Origin of the sequence: Streptomyces sp. NBC_00385 (assembly GCF_035917155.1) — a bacterium.
GTDB lineage: Bacteria > Actinomycetota > Actinomycetes > Streptomycetales > Streptomycetaceae > Streptomyces > Streptomyces poriferorum.
In genome coordinates, this window is record NZ_CP107951.1 from 8,222,196 (window position 1) to 8,244,990 (window position 22,795).

The following is a 22,795-nucleotide window of genomic DNA, read 5'->3' on the forward strand; positions in this document are numbered from 1 at the left end:
CGCTGACGTGACGCACCTGGGCCGCATGCCTGCGAAAAGGTCCCCGATCGGGCTTGCCCGGACCTCGTCCTTGGGTACAGCATGGCCGCCTTGCGGGACGTCCGTACACCGGAAGTCCCTGGTCGAAGGGAGCCGCGGCAGTGTCGGGTCAGGTCAGGCCAGTGATGCGGCGCTTGCGGGGTCGATGGCGTGCTGCAGTGGTTCGGCCCGGGTGAAGCGGCGGAGTTCGTCGAGCACGAGCTGTCCGAGGCGGTGGCGTTCGGCGCCCAGTGCGCCGCCCAGGTGCGGCGTCAGGATGACGTTGGGGAGGGTGAAGAGCGGCGAATCGTGGGCCGGGGGTTCGGGATGCGTGACGTCGAGTACGGCCGTGAGGTCCGGCCTGGCGCGCAGGACACGTGCGGCGGCCGGCTCGTCGATCAGCGCGCCCCGCGCGGTGTTGATCAGAGTCGCGCCCGGCCCCATCGAGTTCAGCAGCCGTGCCCCGATGGTGCCGCGGGTCTCGGGCAGGAGTGGTGCGTGGAGGCTGACGACGTGGCAGGTGGCGAAGAGTTCCTCGGCGGAGACCAGTTGGACGCCCGTCTGCCGGGTGGTCTCCGGGGACGCGACGGGGTCGGTGGCGAGGACCTCGACGTCGAAGCGGGCGAGGTGGCCGGCGACCAGCCGGCCGATGTGGCCGAGCCCCAGCAGTCCCACCCGTGACCGGTAGGCGCCCGGGACGGCGGGATCGCGGTGGAAGCGGCGGCTGCTCGCCACCTCACGCGCGATGCGATGGGTCTGCTTCAGTCCGAGGAGGACGTGGGCGAGGGTGAACTCCGCCACCGGGACGGCATTGGCCGCGGCGGCGGAAACGATCGGGATGTTGCGCGCCCAGAAGGCGGGAGTGGTCAGGTGCCGGACCGAACCCGCCGCGACGAGGACGGCCTGGAGCCGGGCGGCATGCGACAGGAAGGCGGTGTCGAGGACGGGCGCGCCCCAGCCCGTGAGCAGGATGTCGATCCCGCTGAGCACCTCGGGGCGCTCGGCGAGTTCCTGCAGGGTGAGGGGCGGTTCCTTCCGGCGCACGAGCCGGTCGATCCCGGCCAGCACCTCGGGCGGATAGACGTCCGCCCGGCGTTCTTCCTCCATGACCAGCAGGGCAGTCGGTGCGGCGGTCGGTTCGTTCATGTCGGGTCGGTCTCCTACCTGTCCGGAGGCGGACCGGCAGCCGGATGACGGCCGCGGCCCCTGCTCGGGCGTGGGGATAAATGTCTGACTGGATGGCGCGGATTGGTGTGGCCTGTTCACTACGTGACTCAGAGGCCCGCACGGACCATACATCGGATCACTGAGGGGATCCGCGTGAAGCTCGGATGTCCAATTTTGGCGGTTCCAGAGACTTCTACCCCCCATGTGTGGCTGATTCAGGGCGAGATGGGTGCGCGCTTAGGAGCGTCTAGCTCAGTGGCGGCGTGAAGCGTTTCGTATTCATCGGACTATTGACCGTTGCTTCAGGCCCCGTTACGGTCCGTGCAAGCGCTTTCCCGGCCAACTGTGATGCGGCGAAACAGGAGTTGTCATGAAGAGATCACGATGGGTCGGTGCCGGTGTTCTCGCCTCGGCACTGGTTCTCACCAGCTGTTCGTCCGGGCCGGCAGGAGTGGACGCCAAGCAGAACTCCAAGGCTCCGCTGGAGCTCTGGACCAGGACGACACCCGGCGGACCGGGGGAGCAGGGCGCGCTCAAGCTCGCCGCCGCCTTCGAGAAGGCCACGGGCTACAAGGTCGAGGTCACCGCCATCTTCGATGACTTCGAGACCAAGCTGCAGCAGCGGGCGGCCCAGAAGAATCTCCCCGACATCGTCATGAACGACGTGACGCAGCTAGGAGCCATGCACAGCCAGGGACTGCTCCGGGAGATCGATCTCGACAGGATCAAGGACAGTGGGCAGATAATCGGCCAGGGGCTGGACTCCGGGAAGAGCGTCGACGGCAAGCAGTACGGGCTGCCGTACTCGGCGCAGGCATCCGCGCTGCTCATCCGTAAGGACTGGCGGCAGAAGCTGAAGCTCGACGTCCCGCAGGACTGGGACGACTTCGCCGCGATGGCCAAGGCCTTCACCACCCAGGACCCCGACGGCGACGGCAAGAAGAACACCGCAGGCCTCGCCGCCCCGCTGTCCACCAAGCGCGGGTACGCCTCCTGGTACTTCTCCAACTTCCTCTGGGCCGCGGGCGGCGACTTCATCACCGAGGCCGGCAAGGGCACGTACAAGCCGGCGATGACCAGCGAGGCGTCGGTCAAGGCCATGCAGTGGTTCCGTGACCTGGGCTGCAAGGACAAGGCCATCCAGCCCGGCGCCGTGACCATGGACACCCCGCCGACGAACGAGACGTTCGAGGCGGGCAGGACCGGCATGTTCGTCGTCGGCCCCTACCTGCTGCCCCGGTTCGACGAGACCCTCGGCAAGGACAAGTACGAGGTCGTGCCGATGCCCAAGGGGCCCAAGGACGCCACCGTCCTCGCCGAGGGCGGCTCGGTCTACCTGATGGCCGGCTCCGACAACCAGGCGGGCCAGGACGCCTTCGCCGGCTTCGCGGTCTCCGCCGAGGGCCAGAAAACGGGAATGGCGGGCGCCACCGGTTACACCGTGCAGCTTCCCGTCAACAAGACCGTCGACGTCTCCCAGGTGCGGACAGACCCTCGCTGGAAGACCTACGCCCAGGCGTACGAGGACTCCGGACGCTACGCGCCCTCCATCCCGAACTGGACCCCGGTGCGGCAGGCGACGGCGGACACCGTGAACGCGCTCATGGCCGACTGCGGCCTGAACACCGAGGCCAAGCTGGGCGAGCTCGACAAGCAGCTCGCCGACATCCTCAAGGAGCAGGGGATCGCCGCGTCATGAGTCTCGACCAGGCGGAACAGGCTGCCCTGCCGGCGGCCGGCTCCGCCCCCCGGAAACCGGGGCGCAAGGGTGGCGCGGTCACCGGACGTCCGGGACGCAGCCGCAGATCGGGCCGGTGGTGGACGCCCTGGCTGTTCCTCGCTCCCGCTCTGCTCCTCTTCCTGTACTTCAAGTTCATCCCCATGGCCAGCGCACTGACCATGTCCTTCCAGGAGGTTCAGCCCTACCTGGGGAACAAGTGGGTCGGCACCGAGAACTACGCCACGGTGCTCCAGTCCCACGGATTCCGCGAAGCCGCGTGGCACACCGTCGTCCTCGCCGCCGGTCAGACGGCCGGCTCGATGGCGTTGGGCCTCGCTCTCGCCCTGCTGATGGAGGGACAGAGCCGCCGGCTCGGATTCGTGCGTTCCGCGGCGTTCCTCCCGGTCGTGGTGCCCATCGCGGTCGTCGCCGAACTGTGGCGGATCATGTACCACCCGACCGAGGACGGCATGCTCAACTCCCTCCTCGGCCTGGTGGGGCTGGGCCCGTCGGGCTTCATCAACGACCCGGACACCTCGATGGCCTCCATCATGCTCACCGGCATCTGGCGGGGCGCCCCTTACGACATGATGATCATTCTCGCCGGTCTGACGAGCGTGGACCGCGGTCTGTACGAAGCGGCGAAGGTAGACGGTGCGAACAGGCGGCAACGGGTGTGGCACGTGACCGTGCCCGGACTGCGGTCGGTCTTCTCGATCCTGTTCATCCTCGCCGCGATCCGCGGACTGCGGGTGTTCACCGAGGTGTTCCTGCTCACCAACGGCGGACCCGACGGTTCCACCGAGGTCGTCATGACCCTCATCTACAAACTCGGACTCGAGCAGAACCGGCTCGGCGTCGGAGCGGCGGGAGCGGTCCTGCTGTTCGTCGCGACCCTGATCCTGACCGTCGTCGTCCAACTGCTGCGGCGGAGGGAGAGCAAGTGAGTACGCAGACCGAGACCGCGCTGGGCCTGACCGAGAGCCGGAGCGTCGGCGGACGGATCCTGAAGGCCGTGACCTATCTGCTGGTCCTGATCGTGTTCGCGGGGCCCCTGCTGGCCCTGCTCGTCAGCGCCTTCAGCCACGTCAAGGACCCGACCCAGCTCAGCGTCATCCCCTCGGGCGTCACACTGGACAACTTCAGGATCGCCTTCGACCAGGGGGTGCTCACGTACCTGCTGAACTCGTTCTTCGTGGTCGGTTTCGGGTTGCTGCTCCAGGTGGCTGTCTCCGTCCTCGCGGGCTACGCGCTGGCTCGGAAGGTCTTCCCCGGCATGGCGCTGGTGCTCGTCGCCATTCTGGCCACGCTGATGCTGCCCGAGGAGATCCTGGCCCTGCCACTGTCCCTGATCCTCGCCGACCTGCCGGTCGTCCACTTCAACCTGATCGGCACCCTGGCCGGCATGATCGTCCCACTGGGCGCCTGGGGATTCTCCATCCTGGTGATGACCGAGTTCATGAAGGACGTGCCCCGCGAACTCGAAGAGGCCGCCCGCATCGACGGCGCCGGAGACCTGCGGATCTTCGCCCAGATCATCCTGCCGATGTGCAAGCCCGCCCTCGGCGTCATCGGGGTGTTCGGCTTCACCATGATCTGGGACCAGTACCTGCTGCCCCTCCTCGTCTCCACCGACTCCTCCTCGTACACGCTCCCGCTGGCGCTGCGGACCCTGCGGATCGATCCCGCCGTCACCCCCGGAGTGGTGATGGCCGCCTCCCTGCTGGCGCTGCTGCCCTCCGTGATCGTCTTCCTGTTCTTCCAGCGGTCCTTCGTGAGCGGCCTGTCCTCCGGCGCGTTGAAGGGCTGAGTCCCTCCCCGCCCCGTGCACGAGACCTGTATGGCGACACCCGCGTACGAGAAAGAGCGATGCCCCATGACCCCGAGCGCCGGCACCACCCCGCACGCGACCCCGGTTCCCGAAGAAGCACCGGAGACGGCATGGTTCACCGCCGCCCGGTTCGGCATGTTCGTCCACTGGGGCCTGTACTCCCTCGCCGCACGGCACGAGTGGGTCAAGAACCGGGAGAAGCTGACCGACGAGCAGTACCAGGTCTACTTCGACCACTTCGATCCCGACCGGTACGACCCCGTCCAGTGGGCCAGGGCGGCCAAGGCCGCCGGCATGCGCTATGTCGTGCTCACCGCCAAGCACCACGACGGCTTCTGCCTGTGGGACAGCGCCCTCACCTCGTACAAGGTCACCAACACCCCGTACGGACGCGACCTCGTCGGCCCGTTCGTCGAGGCGTGCCGGGCCGAAGGGCTCAAGGTCGGCCTCTACTACTCGCTGATCGACTGGCACCACCCCTCCTTCCCCGTCGACGGCACCCATCCGCAGCGCGACGACGAGGAGTTCAAGGCCGCCCACGCCGACCGGGACATCCACGACTACCAGCGCTATCTGCACGGCCAGGTCCGGGAACTGCTGACGTCGTTCGGACGCGTCGACTACCTGTTCTTCGACTTCTCGTACGCCGGGCGCACGTGGTGGGGCGGCAAGGGACCCGACGACTGGGACTCCCCGAAGCTCCTGGAGATGATCCGCGCACTCCAGCCGCACGTCCTCGTCAACGACCGGACCGGGCTTCCCGGGGACTTCATCACCCCCGAGCAGTACCAGCCCTCCGGCCCCATGACCGAGAACGGGCGCCCCGTCGTCTGGGAGGCGTGCCAGACGCTCAACGGCAGCTGGGGCTACGACCGCGACAACCTCGACCGCAAGAGCGCCGACCTGCTGATCCGGATGCTCGTCGACGGGGTGTCCAAGGGCGGCAACCTCCTGCTCAACGTGGGCCCCACCGGCCGCGGCGACCTCGACCCGCGCGACACCGAGGTCCTCGGCGAGATCGGACAGTGGACACAACTCCACGAACGCTCGATCCGCGGCTGCGGCCCCTCCCCGTACACCGCACCCACGGAATGCCGCTACACGCAGCGCGGCGACCGGCTCTACGTCTACCTGTTCGCGTGGCCGCTGCGTCACCTGCACCTGCCGGGCCTCGCAGGGCGGGTGCGGTACGCCCAACTGCTCAACGACGCCTCAGAGATCATTCCGGTCCACATCGAACCGGGCCGGCCCGCGGTCAACACCGAGATGGGAGGGCAGCCCTCCGGCACGCTCACGCTCCAGATTCCGGTCCGGCGCCCCGACACCCCCGTCCCCGTCATCGAACTGTTCCTGGAGACCGCGGCCGACCCGGCCGACGACTGACCCGCGGCCGCGCAGAGCCCGCCCGTCCACCACACTCACGGAGGCACCATGCAACGCCGCACGTTCCTCATGGGCACCGCAGCAGGGGCGGCGCTGGCCGCCGTCCCCGTCGGCGGACCGCTGACCGCAAGTGCGACCCCGGCCCCGGTCCCAGCGACCGTCCGTAACCTGGACGAGCTCCAGGCGGCCATCGACCGCGCCCGGCCCGGTGACCGGATCGTCGTCGCCGACGGCACGTACACCGTCCCGCCGGACCGCCCCCTCACGATTCGCGACAAGCAGGGCACCGAGCGCGCACCCGTGACCATCGCCGCCCGGACCCGCGGCGGCGTCGTCCTGGACGGCCCCCACAGTTTCGTCATCGAAGCGTCCAGCCACATCACACTCAGCGGCTTCTCCTTCCGCCAGAGCAGCACCCTGGACGTCCCCCCGGACTGCTCGCACATCAGACTCACCCGCAACGACTTCCAGCTGGCCGACATCGAAGGCATGCACTACGTCATGGTGCGCGCCGACGACAGCACGGTCGACCACAACCACTTCCACGGCAAGAGCACGCTCGGCATCTACCTCGGCATCGAGGGAGCCGGCACGGAGGACATGGCCCAGCGCGTCCACGTGTACCGCAACCACTTCTCCGACCACACCTTCGCCGGGTCCAACGGCGGCGAGCCGATCCGGCTCGGCGTCAGCCCCCGGGCGCTGTCCAGTGCCCACGCGGTCGTGGAGTACAACCTGTTCGAACGCGCGAACGGGGACCCCGAGGCGATCTCGGTGAAGAGCTCGGACAACACCATCCGGCACAACACCATCCGTCAGAGCACCGGCGGCATCGTCCTGCGGCACGGCAACCGCAACCGGGTGGAGGCCAACCACCTCATCGACGGCACGGAAGGGGTGCGGATCTACGGCAACGACCATGTGATCGTCAACAACTACCTCGCCGGCCTGTCCGGGCGCGCCCTGGTGATCGGCAGCGGTTCGGAACGCGACCACCTGCCCGGCGAGCCGGCCGAGACGCGCCGCGGCAACGACGCCCCCGACCGCGTCCTCATCGCCTACAACACCCTGGTGAACAACAACGGCACCCTCTCCGGCGAGAGCCACCGCCCGCACGAGCCGCGGGACGTCACCGTCGCCGACAACCTGTTCGTCGCGGACACGGGCCGGCTGGTCGACACGGCCGACACCGTGCGCTTCACCTGGTCGGGCAACTTCCTGTGGGGCGCCGCCGACGACGGCAACATGCCCGCCGGCGGAGGCGCCCGGATCGACCCGCGGATGGTGACGGACGCGCACGGCATCGCCCGACCGGCCGCCGACAGCCCGGTGATCGACGCGGGCACGCTCCGGTGGCCACCCGTCACCCATGACATCGACGGTCAGCCGCGTGGCCGGACCAGGGACGTGGGCGCGGACGAACACTCCCGCCGGGCACCGAGGCGCGGACCGCTGACACCGGCCGACGTCGGCCCCGAGGCAGCCTGAACCACGCCCGTTCCGTTCCCCCGACGCAGGAGGCATCATGCAACGACGCACGTTTCTCAGAAGCACCGCCGTGGCCGCACTCGCGGCCGTCCCCCTCACCACCTCGCTGACGGGGAGCGCGTCGGCGGCCGACATCCCGGTCTCCTCCCTGGCCGCACTACAGAGCGCGATCAACGCCGCCGTACCCGGTGACCGGATCGTCGTCGCCGACGGCACCTACACGGTCCCCCCAGGGAGCGCCCTCACCGTCACCGGCAAGAACGGCACCGAGGCCGCGCCCATCACCATCGTCTCCCGGAGCCGGGGCGGAGCCGTGCTGCGCGGCGAACGCGGTTTCGCGCTCAGTGGATCGAGCCACATCACCCTCAGCGGCTTCTCCTTCCGGCAGAGCACCACGCTGGAGATCCCGGCGGACTGCTCGTCGATCCGGCTGACGCGCAACGACTTCCAGTTCGCGGACAGCGGCGATCCGTACTGGGTCGTCGTACGGGCGGACGACACGAAGATCGACCGCAACCACTTCCACGACAAGAGCACGGCCGGCATCTTCATCGTCGTCGACGGCCCCGGCGCGACCGCCATGGCCCAGAACCTCCACATCTTCCGGAACCACTTCTCCGACCACAGCTTCACCGGGTCCAACGGTGGCGAGCCCATCCGCCTGGGCGTCAGCGGCCGGGCCCTGTCCGGCGCCCACGCGGTGGTCGAGTACAACCTGTTCGAGCGCTGCGACGGCGACCCCGAGGCCATCTCCGTGAAGTCCTCGGACAACACGATCCGGTACAACACCGTCCGCGACAGCCGCGGTGGCATCGTGCTGCGGCACGGCAACCGCTCCACGGTCGAGGGCAACTACCTGATCGGCGGCACCGACGGCGTACGGATCTACGGCAACGACCACAGGATCGTCAACAACCACCTCAGCGGGCTGTCAGGCCGAGCCCTCGTGGTCGGCAGCGGTACGACCCGGGACCACCACGCCGGCGAGACGGAGGACGAGCGGCGGGGCAACGATGCCTGCGACCGCGCCGTGATCGTGCACAACTCCCTGATCGGCAACACCGGCACGCTCTCCGGCGAGACCCGGACGTACGAGCCGCAGGACGTCGTCGTCGCCGACAACCTGCTGGTCGGCGATGCGGGAAGCCTCGTCGAGATGGGAGCCAACTCCGGCTTCACCTGGCAGAGCAACCTGCTGTGGGGCGCGGCCGCGAACGGCAACATCCCCACTGGGGGCTTCACCCGGGCCGACCCCCGCCTCGCCCCGGGGACGGACGGTGTGATGCGGCTGACGTCGACCAGCCCGGCGATCGGGGCTGCCACACTCGGCAGCGTCGCCGTGGCCGATGACATCGACGGGGACCTGCGCGGCAGCACCCGGGACATCGGCGCCGACGAGTATGCGACGGGGACTGCGCTCCGGCGCCCGCTCACGGCCGCGGACGTGGGTCCGAACGCCGCCTGAGCAGTCCCACTGGGACCGTACGACACCGCCGGCACCGGTCCGCCCGCTCCGGCCGGGCGGGCCGCACGACACCACCGCAGGCCCACCACAGGAAGGCAGTGCCATGAACGAGCAGAGTGGCCCGAGCACGGCGGGCCCCGCCCCGGTCCGTCCGGCCCGGAGTGCGGCGGGCGCCGCACCGGCCCATCCGCCGGCCGGGCCGGACGCCGGCAGGACCGCGCTCGGCCTCTGCTCGGTCACCTACCGTCGGTTGCCCGCGATCGAGGTCGCACGATGCGCCGCCCACGCGGGCCTGGAGGTGATCGAGTGGGGAGCGGATGTACACGCGCCCGCTGAGGAGCCCGGCACTGTCCGTGCGGTCCGGGAGGCCTCCGACCGCTATGGGCTGGCCTGCTGTTCCTACGGTTCGTACTTCCGCGCCACCCCGGACGAACTGGCTGGATTCCCCGCCGTCGCCCGGGCCGCGATGCTGCTCGGGGCAAAGAGGGTCCGGGTCTGGGCGGGCGCCACCGGCTCGCAGTACGCGTTGCCCGAGCAGCGGCACGCCACCGTGCGCTGTCTGCGGGCGGCGGCCCGGATCGCCGCGGACCACGGGCTCGGACTCGCAACGGAGTTCCACGGCGGGACCCTCACCGACACCGTCGCCTCGACCGTGCGGCTGCTGGACGAAGTGGACGCGGACAACGTCCGTACGTACTGGCAGCCGCCGCTCGACACCCCCGACGAGGAGGCGCTTTCGGGGCTCGCCGAACTGGGCGACCGGATCGTCGCCGTGCACGCCTTCTCGTGGTGGCCGGGCAACACCCGGCTGCCGATGGAGGACCGCGAGGACCTCTGGACCGCCGCCCTCGGGATGCTGGACGGCCGGGGCATCGAGGCGCTCCTGGAGTTCGTGCCCGGCGACGACCCCGCGGTGCTGACACGCGAGGCCGCGACCTTGAGGCGGGCGGCGGGCCAAACCGTCTCCGGCCGGACGTAGTTGACTGCAGGGGCGCGGGCCCGACACAAAGCCCGGCCCCGGCCCCGCCCCACCCAGACGCCAGGACGGCAGACATGCATATCAACGACGACGACACGCTCCTGTTCATCGGTGACTCGATCACCGACGCCGGCCGCGACCGTGCGGATTCCACGTCCCTCGGCAACGGCTACGTGAACGAGATCGCGCAGACCCTGCGCGAACGGACGCACGACGGACCGGCCCCCCGCGTCATCAACCGGGGGATCAACGGCAATCGCGTCTACGACCTGGAATCCCGCTGGGCCGCCGACGTCATCGCCCACCGGCCCACCGTGGTCACCGTCAAGATCGGCATCAACGACACCTGGCGGCTCCACGACAGCGGACTCGCCAGCCCGGCCGACGAGTTCGAGGCCTGCCTCGACCGGCTGCTCGCGGACACGGCCCGGCAGCTCCCCGTACGGCTGGTCGTCATCACGCCTTTCCTGCTCCCGGTCACCCCGGATCAGGAGAGCTGGTTCGAGGACCTGGCGCCCAGGACCGACGCCGTCCTGCGGGCCGCCACGGGGAACGGCGCCCAGATCGTCCGTGCCGACCTCGTCCTGCCCCGCGCGGCGCAGGACCGGCCGGCCAGGGAACTGGCCGGGGACGGCGTTCACCCGACCCCTCTGGGCCACCGGCTGATCGCCGAGGCATGGCTCGCCGTGGTCGGTGCCGGAGCCCCGGAGCCGGAGACGCAGCGCTCAGGGCTGTCCCGCAATCTTCGGCGGGCGCACGACGACAGCTACGGCACTTCCTCCCCGTAGCCCGAACGGCGCGGGGGGACCCCCTCCGCGCCTTGACAAGGTCATCGATGCCGCGGGTGGAGACCCCGTGGACGTTGACCTCCATGACGACCGCGTAGAGGGCCTGATCGATTTCGAGCACCGTGTTGCAGGTCGGCAGGCGCCTGTCAGGATTGCGCTGTGAGGCACGGTTTATTGCTCTGGCGCCAGCTCCCGTGCTGGTTCGGTGTGCTGACCTGAGACCGCCCGTCAGCCCCTCTGATCACGTGTGCCCGGTGCTGACCACGCAGCGTTGAACTTCGGCATCAGGGGCGGAACGGGCGGGCTTCTGCGGAGTCGGCCATTCTGGTGGCACGGGGCCCGCACGGGCGGGCCCCGCACTGCAACCCATACGCAGGTGCCCCCGGATGAACCCAGCGGCCACATCCAAGCCCCGTCAACCGCCGCTTCCCTACCAGCGGCCCGGGACCCTCCCCGGGCCGCAACGACCAAATCCTCGCCGTACACCCGTGTCGACAACGCCCCCAGCCAGTCCCCCAGCGGACGCCTCCTTCGGGTCCGCGCCGGCTGCGGCCCTTCGGGTGGACAACGGTGCCTTCCGCGATCAGCTGGTCGGTATCCGCGACAAGGCGGGCATCGGCGAGGACATCGGCGATCGGACGTCAGATGGTGGACGTGTCGATCACGAAGCGGTAGCGCACGTCGCTGGCGAGCACTCGCTCGTACGCCTCGTTGATCTGGTCGGCGCGGATCAGTTCGATCTCGGCGCCGAGGGAGTGCCGCGCGCAGAAGTCGAGCATCTCCTGCGTCTCACGGATGCCGCCGATGCCGGAGCCCGCAAGGGTCTTCCGGCCTCCGATGACGGAGAACAGGTTCAGCGAGACCGGCTCCTCCGGCGCCCCCACGTTGACCATCGCGCCGTCGGTCTTGAGGAGCGCGAGGTACGTGTCCAGCGGCAGCGGCGCCGAGACCGTGGAGATGATCAGGTCGAACGAGCCCTTGAGCTGCTCGAAGGTCTTCGGGTCGCTGGTCGCGAAGTAGTGGTCCGCGCCCAGCTTCAGCCCGTCGGCCTCCTTGCGCAGCGTCTGGCTGAGCACGGTCACCTCGGCGCCGAGTGCGTGCGCGATTTTGACGCCCATGTGCCCGAGACCGCCAAGGCCGACGATCGCGACCTTCTTGCCGGGACCGGCGTTCCAGTGGGCGAGCGGGGAATACGTGGTGATGCCGGCGCAGAGCAGCGGAGCGGCCTCGTCGAGGGCGATGCCCTCGGGTATGCGCAGGGTGTAGTTCTCGTCGACCACCACGTGGGTGGAGTACCCGCCGTAGGTGGGCTCGCCGTCTTTGCCGATGGCGTTGTACGTGCCGACGTTGCCCTCGGAGCAGTACTGCTCAAGGCCGGCCTCGCAGTTCTCGCACGCGCGGCACGAGTCGACCATGCAGCCGACGCCGACCCGGTCGCCGACGGCGAACTTCGTCACGCCGGGACCGACCTCGGCGACCACGCCTGCGATCTCGTGGCCGGGAACCATCGGGAAGATGCCCTCGCCCCAGCCGTTACGGGCCTGGTGGATGTCCGAGTGGCAGATCCCTGCGTACTTGATGTCGATCAGGACGTCGTGCTCGCCGACCGGGCGGCGCGGCACGGTCGTGCGCTCCAGCGGGGCCTTGGGGGTGGGGACGGCGTATGCGGCGACGGTGGTGACAGTCATCCGGGAATGATCTCCTCAAAGGTGGGGTGGTTCTTCAACTGTGCCTCATACCCCGACAAACGCCCAGGTCCCCGCTGTGCCTACGTCCGCTGTGCGTACTACTGGCAGGGTTACGCTGGGCACCACGCCGTACCCGGATACTGGAAGACATGGACCAGCGCGCCGAACTCAGCGAATTCCTCCGCATCCGGCGGGCCCGGCTCAAGCCCGAGGACGTAGGTCTGCCCCATGTGGGACGGGCCCGGCGGGTACCGGGGCTGCGGCGCGAGGAGCTGGCCCAGCTCGCGGGCGTGTCCGTGGCCTACTACACACGTCTGGAGCAGGGGAACAGCGGGAACGTCTCCGGTGAGGTGCTGGACGCGATCGCCCGTGCGCTGCGGCTCTCGGACACCGAGCATGCTCACCTCACGCACCTGGCGAACCCGAAGACGAAGAAGAAGCGTGCCGCCGCCGCCCGCCCGCAGCGGCTGCGGGCAGAGCTCCAGTACCTGATCGACGCCATGGACAGCGTGCCCGCGTACGTGCTGGGGCGGCGGATGGAGATCCTGGCGTCGAACCGGATGGCGCGGGCGTTGCTCGGCGACGAGACCGCGCTGCCGCCCGAGGAGCGGAACATGGCCCGGATCGTGTTCCTCGACCCGCACTCGCGAGATCTGTACGTGGACTGGGAGTGCAAGGCCGTCGAGCTGGTGAGCGCGCTGCGGCTGTGTGCGGGCTGCTGGCCCGACGATCCGCTGCTCTCGGCCCTGGTGGGAGAACTCTCGGTGAAGAGCGAGGAGTTCAGGACGCTGTGGGCCGCGCACACGGTCCAGGAGAAGGGGTACGGCACGAAGCGGCTGCACCATCCGCTGGTGGGCGACCTCACCCTGTCCTACGAGACGCTGAAGCTGCCGGCCGACCAGGACATGTCGCTGGTCACCTTCCATGCCGCGCCCGGCTCGGCCTCCGAGGAGTCGATGCGGCTGCTCGGCAGCTGGGGCCTCGACACCGACACCCGGCCGGTGAACCGCTGACCCGGCGCCGTGGCTCCGTCCCCCTGCGCCGCCCGTAGCCGCACAGGGGGAGTTCGCCGGCCGGACCTCGGTACGGATGGACGTGTCGGTCAGGCGTGCTCAGCCCTTCATGCCTGAGAAGGCGATGCCCTGGATGAACTGGCGCTGCATCGCGACGAACACGACGATCACCGGGAGAGTCGCCAGGAGGGAGCCGGCCATCAGTACCGGGTACTCGGTCAGGTGGGCGCCCTGGAGCGAGGCCAGGCCGGCCGACAACGGCATCTTGGCCGGGTCGGTGTTCACGATCAGCGGCCACATCAGGTCGTTCCAGGACCACAGGAACGTGAGGATGCCCAACGCCAGCAGCCCGGGGCGGGCCAGCGGCAGGGCGATGCGCCAGAAGACGGTGAACGGATTGGCACCGTCCAGTCGGGCCGCCTCCTCCAGCTCCTCCGGCAGCCCCATGAAGAACTGGCGCAGCAGGAAGGTGCCGAAGGCGGAGAACATGCCGGGCACCACGAGGGCCTGCATGGAGTCCAGCCAGCCGAGGTTCTGCATGATCTGGTACTGCGGGAGCAGGAAGAGCTGTCCGGGCACCATCAGCACGGCGAGGAAGGCCAGGAAGATCGCCCCGCGCCCGGGGAAGCGGATCCGGGCGAAGGCGTAGGCCGCCATCGAGCAGAGCAGCAGCTGGGCCGCGGTGCGCAGCAGCGCCATCACGGCGGTGTTGATGAACTGCCGGCCGAAGGGAATCCCGTCGAAGACCTTCCCGTAGTTCGACCAGTCCCAGTGCGCGGGCAGGATCGTCGGCGGCACCTGCACGGACTCACCGAAGCTCTTGAAGGAGGTGAGCAGCTCCCACACCAGGGGGAAGACGGTGATGACCGCGCCGAGGGTGAGCAGGACGTGGGCGGGCCACATCCTGCCTTCGCGGCTCGCCCGCCGCGCCGGATTACGCGCAACGTCACGCACAGTCGCCTCACGCATAGTGGACCCACCTCTTCTGCAACCGGAACTGGACGGTGGTCAGCGCCATGATCAGGACGAACAGCACGCAGACGATGGCAGCGCCGTAGCCGCGCTGGTTGTCGAAGAACGCCTTCTGGAAGAAGAGCATCACGACGGTCTGGCCCTCGCCGTAGGCGGGGTTCTGGAGCGAGTTCGTCGTGTTGGCGCCGATGATCAGGTACACGAGGTCGAAGACCTGCAGGGACTGGATGATCGAGAGCACGGTGGTGAAGAACAGGGTGGGGCTCAGCAGCGGCAGGGTGACCGAGAAGAACTGCCGCACCCGTCCCGCGCCGTCGAGTGCCGCCGCCTCGTAGTAGTCGCCGGGGATGCTCTGGAGGCCGGCGAGCAGCAGGATCATGTTGTAGCCGACGGTCATCCACACGCCGACGACCGCCACCGCGAAGCGGATGGTGTGCGGGTCGGACACCCAGTAGGTGCCGTCGATGCCGATCGACGACAGTGCGTGGTTGAGGATGCCGGCGTCGCCGTTGTAGAGCCAGCGCCAGACCACCGCGACGGCGGCGGGCATCGTGACCACCGGCAGGAAGTAGAGCGTGCGGTACACACCGGTGCCGCGCAGGCCCTTGATGTTGAGCAGCACGGCGAGCGCCATCGACAGCGGGATGCCGAGCAGCACCAGCCCGGTGTAGATGCCCGTGTTGCCCAGCGAGTGCCAGAACTCCGGGTCGCCCACCAGCGTGCGGTAGTTGGACAGGCCGATCCAGGTGGTCCCGCCGAAGGCGCCCCACTCGGTGAAGCTGTAGTAGAGCGTCTGCACTACCGGCCACAGGTAGAAGATCGCGAGGCCGAGGCCGGCCGGCGCGATCAGGGCGTAGCCCCACCACTTGTCCCGGTTCCTGAAGCGGCGCTCGCGCCGGCGCAGCTCCCGCTGGTCCAGGACGTCCGGTCCAAAGCGCTGCGCCGGTACGGCGGATCGCGTACGCACATCGAGGCTCATCAGGACCGGCCCTTCCTCTCCTGGGCGAGCAACTGGTTCATCGCATCGGTCAGGGAGCCGGTGGCGCCCTTGAGGGTCGCGTCGCCGCTCCACGCCTTGGCGAGCCACATCTGTTCCTTGTGCTGCCAGGCGGCGCTGTTGGCGGAGCCGGGGAAGGGCACCGCGTAGTCGAGCGCGTCCAGGTGCACCTGGAGGTCGAAGCGCGGCATTCCGGCCGCCCACGGCTTCGCGGTGCCGTTGCGGGCCGGGATGGCGGTGCCGTACTTGCCCTGGAGCAGCGAGGCCCGTTCCCCGCCGAGGAACCGTACGAACTCCCGGGCCAGCTCGGGCTGCGGGGTCCTGGCGTAGACGACGTTGGCCAGGCCGTGCAGGACGGTGGCACGGCGGCGGCCCTTGGGCATCGGCGCGACGTCCACCTTGGCCCGCAGCTCGGGGTCGGCGTAGAACGTCGCCGCGTTGTAGGACGCCTCGTAGGTCATGGCCAGAGTTCCCGACTGGAACATCTGGGTGGGGTCGGTGTCGGTCATCTGCTGCAGGGACGGGGCGGCGCGGTAGCGGTGGATCAGGTCGATCCACAGCTGCAGCCCCTCCCGCGTGCGGTCGTCGGAGTAGCCGGAGCGCTCCTTGTCCTGGGAGATGACCCAGCCGCCGGCCTGGGGTATCGAGTTGTAGTAGTTCTCCTGTGCGCGGACCGGGGCCCCGACGCCGTAGATCCCGCGCTTGCGGTCGGTGAGCCGCTGGGCGGTGGCGATCAGGTCCTGCCAGGTCCAGGAGGCGTCCGGGTAGTCGGCCTTGGCCCGGTCGAAGATCTCCTTGTTGAACCACAACGCGACCGTGTCGAAGTCCTTCGGGGCGCCGTACTGGGTGCCCTTCCAGCGGTAGAGGGAGACCAGGTCGGCCGGGAAGTCGGCGGGGCGCAGTACGGCGTCGGACCCCTCGGTCTCCAGCGGGAGAAGCTGCCCGGCATCGGCGTAGAGGCCGAAGTTGGGCCCGTTCATCCAGAAGACGTCCGGTGCGGCACCGCCGGTGCACGCGGTGCGCAGTTTGGTCCAGTACGTCCCGTTGGGGGTGAGTTGTACATCGACGGTGACGCCCGGCCGTGTGCGCTCGAACTCCCGCGCCGCCCGGTTCATGGCCGGCACTTGGTAGACGTCCCAGACGCCGTAGGTGAGATGGCCACGCCGGGAGCCGCCGCCCGCGGAGGGCGAGGGTGACGAGGAGGAACTGCAGCCGGACGCGAGCGGGGCCGCCGCGAGCGTCGTGGCGGCAGCCGCCGTGAGGAGGGAACGTCTGCGCACGCGGAGCCTTCCTGGGGTGGGGGGTCGCAGCCTCACCGCGCGGGAGGAGCCATGGGAACGAGCTGTCCCTGCCGCGGGGGACGCGGTCCTTTAAAACCGGAACGCCCAGACGCTATTTGCTCAAAGTTGTTGGGTCAAGGGTACTTTGAATCATCTTTGCGCATCTCTCGATCCCCTGTGAGCACTTTTCGCGGCATCGGAGCCGTCCACCGAACCTCGTGACGGTTAAATGTTGAATTGGGGCGCGGCGAGCTCAGGGCGAGGTGGGGGTCTTCCGTGCACTCGCTGATCCGGCGAGGCGCCAGATCCTTGAGGACCTCCGAGGTGGCGAGCTCGCGTCAGGCGGGCAGGCAGGCAGGCGGGCAGGCAGGCGGGCAGGCAGGCGGGCAGGCAGGCCCTGGCTGCGGCCGATGCACTCCTTCGGCCGAGCGTGCCCGCCCCGGGCAACCGGGCAGTGAGCTCCGGGGCGGATGCCGGAGTGCGCGGGCGGACCCGCCGGCCAGGCCCGGATCCACCTCCGACGGGCGAGGGAGCTCATCGGGGCTCCCGGACCCCGGCGACCGGCCCTGTGGGCGCAGGGGGCAGGCGGTTCCCGCGCCGAACGGCAGGAGGCCGGAAGCGCCGTCCGTCGTCGGCCGGCGACACTGCGTGAGCCACTCCCCGCCGGGCGGGGCACACGCCTCGCAGCCGGGGCGGTTGCCGCGGAACCGGAAGGGAACCGGAGGGGTGGCACCGGCGAATAGAAGTGATACTTCATCCAGGTTTGACACCCTTGAATCCGGGCTAGTCGGACTGACGCGACTTCTTCTCGCTGTTCCGGTGTGACCGTGTGAGCGGTTCCAGCAAGAGCCAACATGATGGAGGGCAGACCGATGACCGACGCTTCACCCGAGCCGACCACCACTGATTCCGGGGCCCCGGTGGAGAGCGACGAACACTCGCTCACTGTCGGACCGGGAGGCCCGATTCTGCTGCAGGACGCCTATCTGATCGAACAGATGGCGCAGTTCAACCGGGAGAGGATCCCTGAACGGCAGCCGCACGCCAAGGGCAGCGGCGCCTTCGGGCACTTCGAAGTAACCGGCGATGTCAGCGCCTTCACCAAGGCCGCGGTGTTCCAGCCCGGCACCACGACCGACCTGGTCACCCGCTTCTCCACGGTCGCGGGCGAGCGTGGCAGCCCGGACACCTGGCGTGACCCCCGGGGCTTCGCGGTGAAGTTTTACACCAGCGAGGGCAACTACGACATGGTGGGGAACAACACCCCCGTCTTCTTCGTCAAGGATCCGATGAAGTTCCAGCACTTCATCCGGTCCCAGAAGCGCCGCGCGGACAACAACCTGCGCGACCACGACATGCAGTGGGACTTCTGGTCCCTCTCGCCCGAATCGGCCCACCAGGTCACCTGGCTCATGGGCGACCGCGGCATCCCGCGCACCTGGCGCCACATGAACGGCTACACCTCGCACACCTACATGTGGATCAACGCGCAGGGCGAGCGCTTCTGGGTGAAGTACCACTTCAAGACGGACCAGGGCATCGAGTTCTTCACCCAGGACGAGGCCGACCAGATGGCCTCGGCGGACACGGACTACCACACCCGGGACCTCTTCGAGCACATCCGTGACGGCGCCTACCCGAGCTGGACTCTGCACGTTCAGGTCATGCCGTACGAGGACGCAGCGGACTACCGGTTCAACCCGTTCGACCTGACCAAGGTGTGGCCGCACAGCGACTATCCGCTGATCGAGGTCGGCCGGATGACGCTGGACCGCAACCCCACGGACAACCACGCCGAGATCGAGCAGGCGGCCTTCCAGCCGAACAACTTCGTGCCCGGCATCGGCCCCAGCCCGGACCGGATGCTGCTCGCCCGGCTGTTCTCGTACGCGGACGCGCACCGGTACCGGATCGGCGCCAACTACCAGCAGCTTCCCGTCAACGCGCCGGTCGTCCCCGTGAACACGTACTCGAAGGACGGGGCGATGGCGTACCGCAAGACCACGGATCCTGTCTACGCGCCGAACTCCAAGGGCGGCCCCGCGGCGGACACCGACCGCTACGGCAGTCCGCCCAGCTGGTACGCCGACGGGGACATCACGCGGGCCGCCTACGTCTCGCACGCCGAGGACGACGACTGGGGTCAGGCAGGCACGATGGTGCGCGAGGTCTTGGACGACGCGGCCCGCGATCGTCTGGTGGACAATGTCATCGGCCACCTCCTCAACGGTGTCACCGAACCCGTTCTGCGACGAGCCTTCGATTACTGGTCCCGCATCGACAAGTCGATCGGCGAGCGCATCGAGCAGGGAGTGCGCGCCAAGGCCGACGAGAAGGACCCCAAGGCCGCGAAGCAGGGCAACCCCGCGCGACGCGACATGCAGGCGAAAGCCTGACGTGACGGTCGGCGGGTTTGCCACGCCTGCCGTAGCCGGCGCACGTGCGCATATGGTGGCGGCCGCTGACGGGTGGGAGGTTTCTCGTCGGTGGCCTGCCCCACCGTCTCGCGCACACAGCCGCCCCCCTGCGTACGGCACGTCCCGGACTCGTCACCCGAGCCGGGGCGTGCCACTCGGCGTGCTCGGTCGTCCGCTGCTCTCCTGCCGTGTCAGGAGTGGGTGCAGCTCACTGGTTGGTGCGACGCCCGTGCCCGGCGGGCCCTGGAAGCCGAGGCTCGTGTCCGCGCCGGCCGCGAGGCCGCCGGTTCAACGCCGCGCCCTTGCGCCGAGCGGAGCCGGTCTGCTCGTACGTGGCATTCCACATGTGCCTGGCGTATGCGGTGGGACAGCCATAGTTCCGGCGGCCGGTGTACGGGCGGGTGCGACGGGGGCCTTCCTGCCGTGCGCCGAGTGCGGTGACAGCTTCCGGCGTTCCACGCCCGGCCGCCTCACTCCCTCTCGTCGGTGGCACCGGCGACGTCGCCGAACGAGGCGGTGAGCGCCCGCGCGATCAGTTCGGCAGGTTCGTCCGTCCGTCGTCCTCGGCCCAGCGTGTCAGCGCCGTGTGCATCGCGGCCAGGCAGGCGCTGGTGGCCGCCCGGGCGCGGAACGCGGCGTCGGCATCCGTGGTGTCTTCCCCGAGCGCGTCGACGACGGCCTCTTGCAGCACGTACTGGCTGTCCAGATGCCGGGCGAACTGGGCGTGGACGACGACGTCGAGACGCTCTTCGCCGGTGTCGAGGACGCCTTGGCCGGCCGCTCGACGTCCTTGTCAACAATGCGGCGGCCCCGCCGGCAGGCCCGCTCGGCACGACGACCCGGGCGCAGTTCGACCATCTGTTCGCGGTCAACGTGCGAGCGCCGTATTTCATCATCGAGCGCGCTGCAGCTGATGCCCGAAGGCGGCCGGATCATCACGATCTCGTCGGTGGCGACCCGGATGGCGCATTCGGCACAGACGTCCTTCGCGATGACGAAGGCCGCGGTCGAGACGATGAGCAGAACGCTGGCCAACCAGCTCGGGGCCCGGGGGATCACGGTGAACGCCGTCGCTCCGGGAGCAACCAGGACGCCGGCCAACGGAGCCGTCTTCGGCGTGCCTGGCCTCACCGAACAGATCACCGCCAAGACGGCGCTGGACCGGCTCGGCGGGCCCGATGACGTTGCCGACGTGGTCGCCTTCCTCGCGTCCGGCGCCGCTCGTTGGGTCACCGGCCAGGTCATCGACGCGAGTGGCGGTCTCTTCCTCGGCCCACGCGTCTGACCGGCGAACGGGAGAAGCAGCCCTTCCTCAGGCCACGGAGAGCAGGTCCACCACGAAGACGAGCGTGGAACCCGCCGGGATCAACGGCGAGGGGGACTGGTTGCCGTAGCCGAGGCGCGGGGGAACGATGATCTCGCGCCGGCCGCCGGCCTTCATCCCCCTGATGCCCCGGTCCCAGCCCTTGATGACCCGGCCACCACCCACGGCGAACTTGAACGGCCGGCCCCCCTCCCAGGAGGTGTCGAACTCCCTTCCGGACTCGAAGGTGACCCCGACGTAGTGAACGCGGACCACTCTGCCCGGCTTCGCCTCGGGCCCGTCCCCGACGACGAGGTCCCGGATGGTCAGTTCCTGCGGAGCATCACCCTCCGGACGTTCGATCTCGGGCTTCGCCGGTTCGCTCATCGCAGCCTCTTTACTCTCCGCCGGAATCGGACTGACGTACATCAAACCCCACGGGGCGCAGCGCGGGCGTGACCGGGCGTGCCGCGTCCTCGGGCCTCGCCATGGCCGTACCGAGGACGCGGCACGCCCGGTGGGTCCTGGCGATAGGGGCGGAGCGGAGAGGCAGGGCCTGTCCAGGTCGAGGTCCTCGACGCGGAGCTCGCCGCCGTCCAGGACGCTCGGCCGGGTGATGTCGCAGTACCAACCCTAGAGGGCGCCGTCCGACGAACGCACTTCCTTGATCGCATACCAGCGATCTCGCCAGTAGTGCTCCATGAAGACATCGCCCGGCTCGGTCTGCGGACCGCGGGGCGACGAGTGCGAGCTGGGACTCGGCGGCCGGGGCTGGCGTCGGCGGCCAGAGCGACCCAGGGGTCCGTCAACTCGCTCTCCCGTCCGTGGCGGCACTCCTGCCCATCGTCGGGGCAACGGGCGCCCGCGACAACCGCCGGGTGCGGGGCAATCGCGCCGGCCGGTCACCAGTGGGGTGTGGGCACCGCCGGTGTGTCGTCATCGTCCCCGCGCAACGGTCGCGGAGGCTGGTTGAGCACCTCGCGGGCCGTACCCCCGTCACCACCGGCACGCTGCCGCCGGGCGCGGACCCGGCCCCTGAGAAGCAGTGTGAGGAGTCCCAGGAGCAGGGTGATTGCCCCTTTGGTGCGTTCCACGGTGATTCCTTCCAGGGGGTCTGGGAATATCTACCGCGCATCTGAACAATAGACATCTGTACGGGCGGGGGCGGAGCCATCTGGCTGATGAGGGGTGGGCGCCATGGGTGAGGACGGCCAGTTACCGGGTCTTGGCGGGGCGGTCGGCAGGACGGTGTCGGGCACGCAGTTGTCGGAGGACGCCGTCCGGGTGTTCCGCTGGGTGAGCGACCAGGGATCGTGCGACGCGAAGACGCTGGGCGCGACACTGGGGCTGACGGAGGGATGTGCGGCTTCGGCGGTGGCGACCCTGACCGGACTGCTGCTGCTGCGCTATCTGCCCGAGGATTCCGACCGGCTGGTGCCGGTGGCCCCGGACGCGGCCATCGCCGCGCTGGTCGCGCCGAAGGAGGCGGGGCTCCGCAGGCAGCTCGCCGAGATCGACCAGCTCCGGGGTGAGTTGGCCCTTCTGACGCCGTTCTATGCGGAGAGCCGGCGCCGGTGGCAGGGGCGGCCGCCGCTGACGGAGGTCACGGACCTGAAGACGGTCGTGGGCATGATCACGGAGGCGACCATGAGGTGCCGGCAGGAGGTCCGCACCTGTCACCCCGGAGGGGGCCGTTCCCCGACGCTGCTGGAGCAGGCGTTCATCCAGGACAGGGACATGCTGCGCCGCGGCGTGCGGATGCGCACGCTGTACCAGCACACGGCCCGCTACCATCTGCCCACGCAGGAGTACGCCCGGCGGATGACCGACGAGGGCGCCGAGATCAGGACGATGAGCGAACTGTTCGGCCGCATGGTCGCCTTCGACGGGGAGACGGTGTTCATCCCGCACCAGGACGATCTGGACGCGGCCATCGTCATCCACGAGCCGTCCACGGTGGCGTACCTGTGCGCCACCTTCGACCACACCTGGTCGCTGGCCGAGCCCTACCATCCGGCCTGGACGGAGAGTTCGGCGCGGGACGAGGTGAAGCAGGCCATCGTGCGGCTGCTGGCGGAGGGCATGAAGGACGAGATGGTGGCCCGGCGTCTGGGGATGTCGCTGCGCACCTGCCGCAAGCACATCGCCGAGATCATGGAGCAGTTGGGTGCGGCCAGCCGCTTCCAGGCGGGCTATCTGGCCCGGGTGCAGTCCTCCGCCCCGGCCCCGGGCGGCGCCTGAACCGCGCACCGCGGCCGTCCGCGCCCGACCGGACGCGGACGGCGC

The 22,795-nt window shown here is 69.4% G+C and carries 20 protein-coding genes and 1 pseudogene; 12 read left to right on the forward strand and 9 right to left on the reverse strand.

Going from position 1 to position 22,795, the window contains the following annotated elements; genetic code table 11:
* Positions 1–153 precede the first annotated feature (153 nt).
* Positions 154–1,164: a hydroxyacid dehydrogenase gene (locus OG959_RS36365; protein ID WP_326665417.1), complete on the reverse strand. Its 1,011-nt coding sequence runs from the start codon at positions 1,162–1,164 to the stop codon at positions 154–156.
* Between the two features lie 391 nt (positions 1,165–1,555).
* Here OG959_RS36365 and OG959_RS36370 point away from each other — a divergent pair, with 391 nt between their 5' ends.
* The 8 genes from OG959_RS36370 (at position 1,556) to OG959_RS36405 (ending at position 10,839) form a co-directional block, all read left to right on the forward strand.
* Entirely contained in the window at positions 1,556–2,884 is a 1,329-nt protein-coding gene (locus OG959_RS36370; RefSeq protein ID WP_326665419.1) for a sugar ABC transporter substrate-binding protein, read from the forward strand.
* On the forward strand, positions 2,881–3,852 hold the full coding sequence (locus OG959_RS36375; protein ID WP_219571394.1) for a carbohydrate ABC transporter permease: 972 nt from the start codon (positions 2,881–2,883) through the stop codon (positions 3,850–3,852). The genes OG959_RS36370 and OG959_RS36375 overlap by 4 nt, the downstream gene beginning before the upstream one ends.
* Positions 3,849–4,715: a carbohydrate ABC transporter permease gene (locus OG959_RS36380; protein ID WP_326665422.1), complete on the forward strand. Its 867-nt coding sequence runs from the start codon at positions 3,849–3,851 to the stop codon at positions 4,713–4,715. Before OG959_RS36375 ends, OG959_RS36380 begins: the two co-directional genes overlap by 4 nt.
* A 66-nt stretch (positions 4,716–4,781) precedes the next feature.
* On the forward strand, positions 4,782–6,119 hold the full coding sequence (locus OG959_RS36385; RefSeq protein ID WP_326665424.1) for an alpha-L-fucosidase: 1,338 nt from the start codon (positions 4,782–4,784) through the stop codon (positions 6,117–6,119).
* A 48-nt stretch (positions 6,120–6,167) separates the two neighbouring features.
* Positions 6,168–7,607 carry a polysaccharide lyase 6 family protein gene (locus OG959_RS36390; protein ID WP_326665426.1) on the forward strand — a complete coding sequence of 480 codons (1,440 nt, stop codon included), beginning with the start codon at positions 6,168–6,170 and terminating at the stop codon, positions 7,605–7,607.
* A 37-nt stretch (positions 7,608–7,644) separates the two neighbouring features.
* Positions 7,645–9,072 (forward strand): polysaccharide lyase 6 family protein, encoded by a 1,428-nt coding sequence (locus OG959_RS36395; protein WP_326665428.1) that lies wholly within the window; start codon positions 7,645–7,647, stop codon positions 9,070–9,072.
* A 103-nt stretch (positions 9,073–9,175) separates the two neighbouring features.
* Entirely contained in the window at positions 9,176–10,051 is an 876-nt protein-coding gene (locus tag OG959_RS36400) for a sugar phosphate isomerase/epimerase family protein (RefSeq protein ID WP_326665430.1), read from the forward strand.
* 74 nt (positions 10,052–10,125) lie between these two features.
* On the forward strand, positions 10,126–10,839 hold the full coding sequence (locus OG959_RS36405; RefSeq protein WP_326665432.1) for an SGNH/GDSL hydrolase family protein: 714 nt from the start codon (positions 10,126–10,128) through the stop codon (positions 10,837–10,839).
* 641 nt (positions 10,840–11,480) lie between these two features.
* On the opposite strand, the gene OG959_RS36410 is transcribed toward OG959_RS36405, so the two are convergent.
* On the reverse strand, positions 11,481–12,527 hold the full coding sequence (locus tag OG959_RS36410) for an NAD(P)-dependent alcohol dehydrogenase (RefSeq protein ID WP_326665433.1): 1,047 nt from the start codon (positions 12,525–12,527) through the stop codon (positions 11,481–11,483).
* A gap of 149 nt (positions 12,528–12,676) precedes the next feature.
* Here OG959_RS36410 and OG959_RS36415 point away from each other — a divergent pair, with 149 nt between their 5' ends.
* Positions 12,677–13,540, forward strand: a complete 864-nt coding sequence (locus OG959_RS36415; RefSeq protein ID WP_326665435.1) for a helix-turn-helix domain-containing protein — start codon at positions 12,677–12,679, stop codon at positions 13,538–13,540.
* Between the two features lie 99 nt (positions 13,541–13,639).
* Here the strand turns inward: OG959_RS36415 and OG959_RS36420 are convergent, their stop codons facing one another.
* The 3 genes from OG959_RS36420 to OG959_RS36430 are packed head-to-tail and all read right to left on the reverse strand — an operon-like array spanning position 13,640 to position 16,789.
* The gene (locus OG959_RS36420) at positions 13,640–14,509 is read right to left on the reverse strand and encodes a carbohydrate ABC transporter permease (protein ID WP_326665437.1); all 870 of its coding nucleotides are present in this window, start codon (positions 14,507–14,509) and stop codon (positions 13,640–13,642) included.
* A complete protein-coding gene (locus tag OG959_RS36425) occupies positions 14,502–15,479 on the reverse strand; it encodes a carbohydrate ABC transporter permease (RefSeq protein WP_326665439.1) in 978 nt (325 codons plus the stop codon). The genes OG959_RS36420 and OG959_RS36425 overlap by 8 nt, the downstream gene beginning before the upstream one ends.
* An 11-nt stretch (positions 15,480–15,490) precedes the next feature.
* Positions 15,491–16,789: an ABC transporter substrate-binding protein gene (locus tag OG959_RS36430; RefSeq protein WP_326665441.1), complete on the reverse strand. Its 1,299-nt coding sequence runs from the start codon at positions 16,787–16,789 to the stop codon at positions 15,491–15,493.
* Between the two features lie 872 nt (positions 16,790–17,661).
* Here OG959_RS36430 and OG959_RS36435 point away from each other — a divergent pair.
* Entirely contained in the window at positions 17,662–19,185 is a 1,524-nt protein-coding gene (locus tag OG959_RS36435) for a catalase (RefSeq protein ID WP_326665443.1), read from the forward strand.
* Between the two features lie 553 nt (positions 19,186–19,738).
* On the opposite strand, the gene OG959_RS36440 is transcribed toward OG959_RS36435, so the two are convergent.
* The gene (locus OG959_RS36440) at positions 19,739–19,897 is read right to left on the reverse strand and encodes a hypothetical protein (RefSeq protein WP_326665445.1); all 159 of its coding nucleotides are present in this window, start codon (positions 19,895–19,897) and stop codon (positions 19,739–19,741) included.
* 33 nt (positions 19,898–19,930) lie between these two features.
* Between OG959_RS36440 and OG959_RS36445 the strand changes: the two genes are divergently transcribed.
* Entirely contained in the window at positions 19,931–20,491 is a 561-nt protein-coding gene (locus OG959_RS36445) for an SDR family NAD(P)-dependent oxidoreductase (protein WP_326665447.1), read from the forward strand.
* A gap of 27 nt (positions 20,492–20,518) precedes the next feature.
* Here the strand turns inward: OG959_RS36445 and OG959_RS36450 are convergent, their stop codons facing one another.
* The 3 genes and pseudogenes from OG959_RS36450 to OG959_RS36460 form a co-directional block, all read right to left on the reverse strand.
* A complete protein-coding gene (locus OG959_RS36450; RefSeq protein WP_326666817.1) occupies positions 20,519–20,896 on the reverse strand; it encodes an FKBP-type peptidyl-prolyl cis-trans isomerase in 378 nt (125 codons plus the stop codon).
* Between the two features lie 171 nt (positions 20,897–21,067).
* Positions 21,068–21,364 (reverse strand): annotated as a pseudogene (locus tag OG959_RS38810) (DUF402 domain-containing protein); the annotation flags it as partial.
* 47 nt (positions 21,365–21,411) lie between these two features.
* Positions 21,412–21,603, reverse strand: coding sequence for a hypothetical protein (locus OG959_RS36460; protein WP_326665449.1), 192 nt, complete (start codon positions 21,601–21,603; stop codon positions 21,412–21,414).
* A 103-nt stretch (positions 21,604–21,706) separates the two neighbouring features.
* Here OG959_RS36460 and OG959_RS36465 point away from each other — a divergent pair, with 103 nt between their 5' ends.
* Positions 21,707–22,750 carry a helix-turn-helix transcriptional regulator gene (locus tag OG959_RS36465; RefSeq protein WP_326665450.1) on the forward strand — a complete coding sequence of 348 codons (1,044 nt, stop codon included), beginning with the start codon at positions 21,707–21,709 and terminating at the stop codon, positions 22,748–22,750.
* The last annotated feature ends 45 nt before the right edge of the window (positions 22,751–22,795 follow it).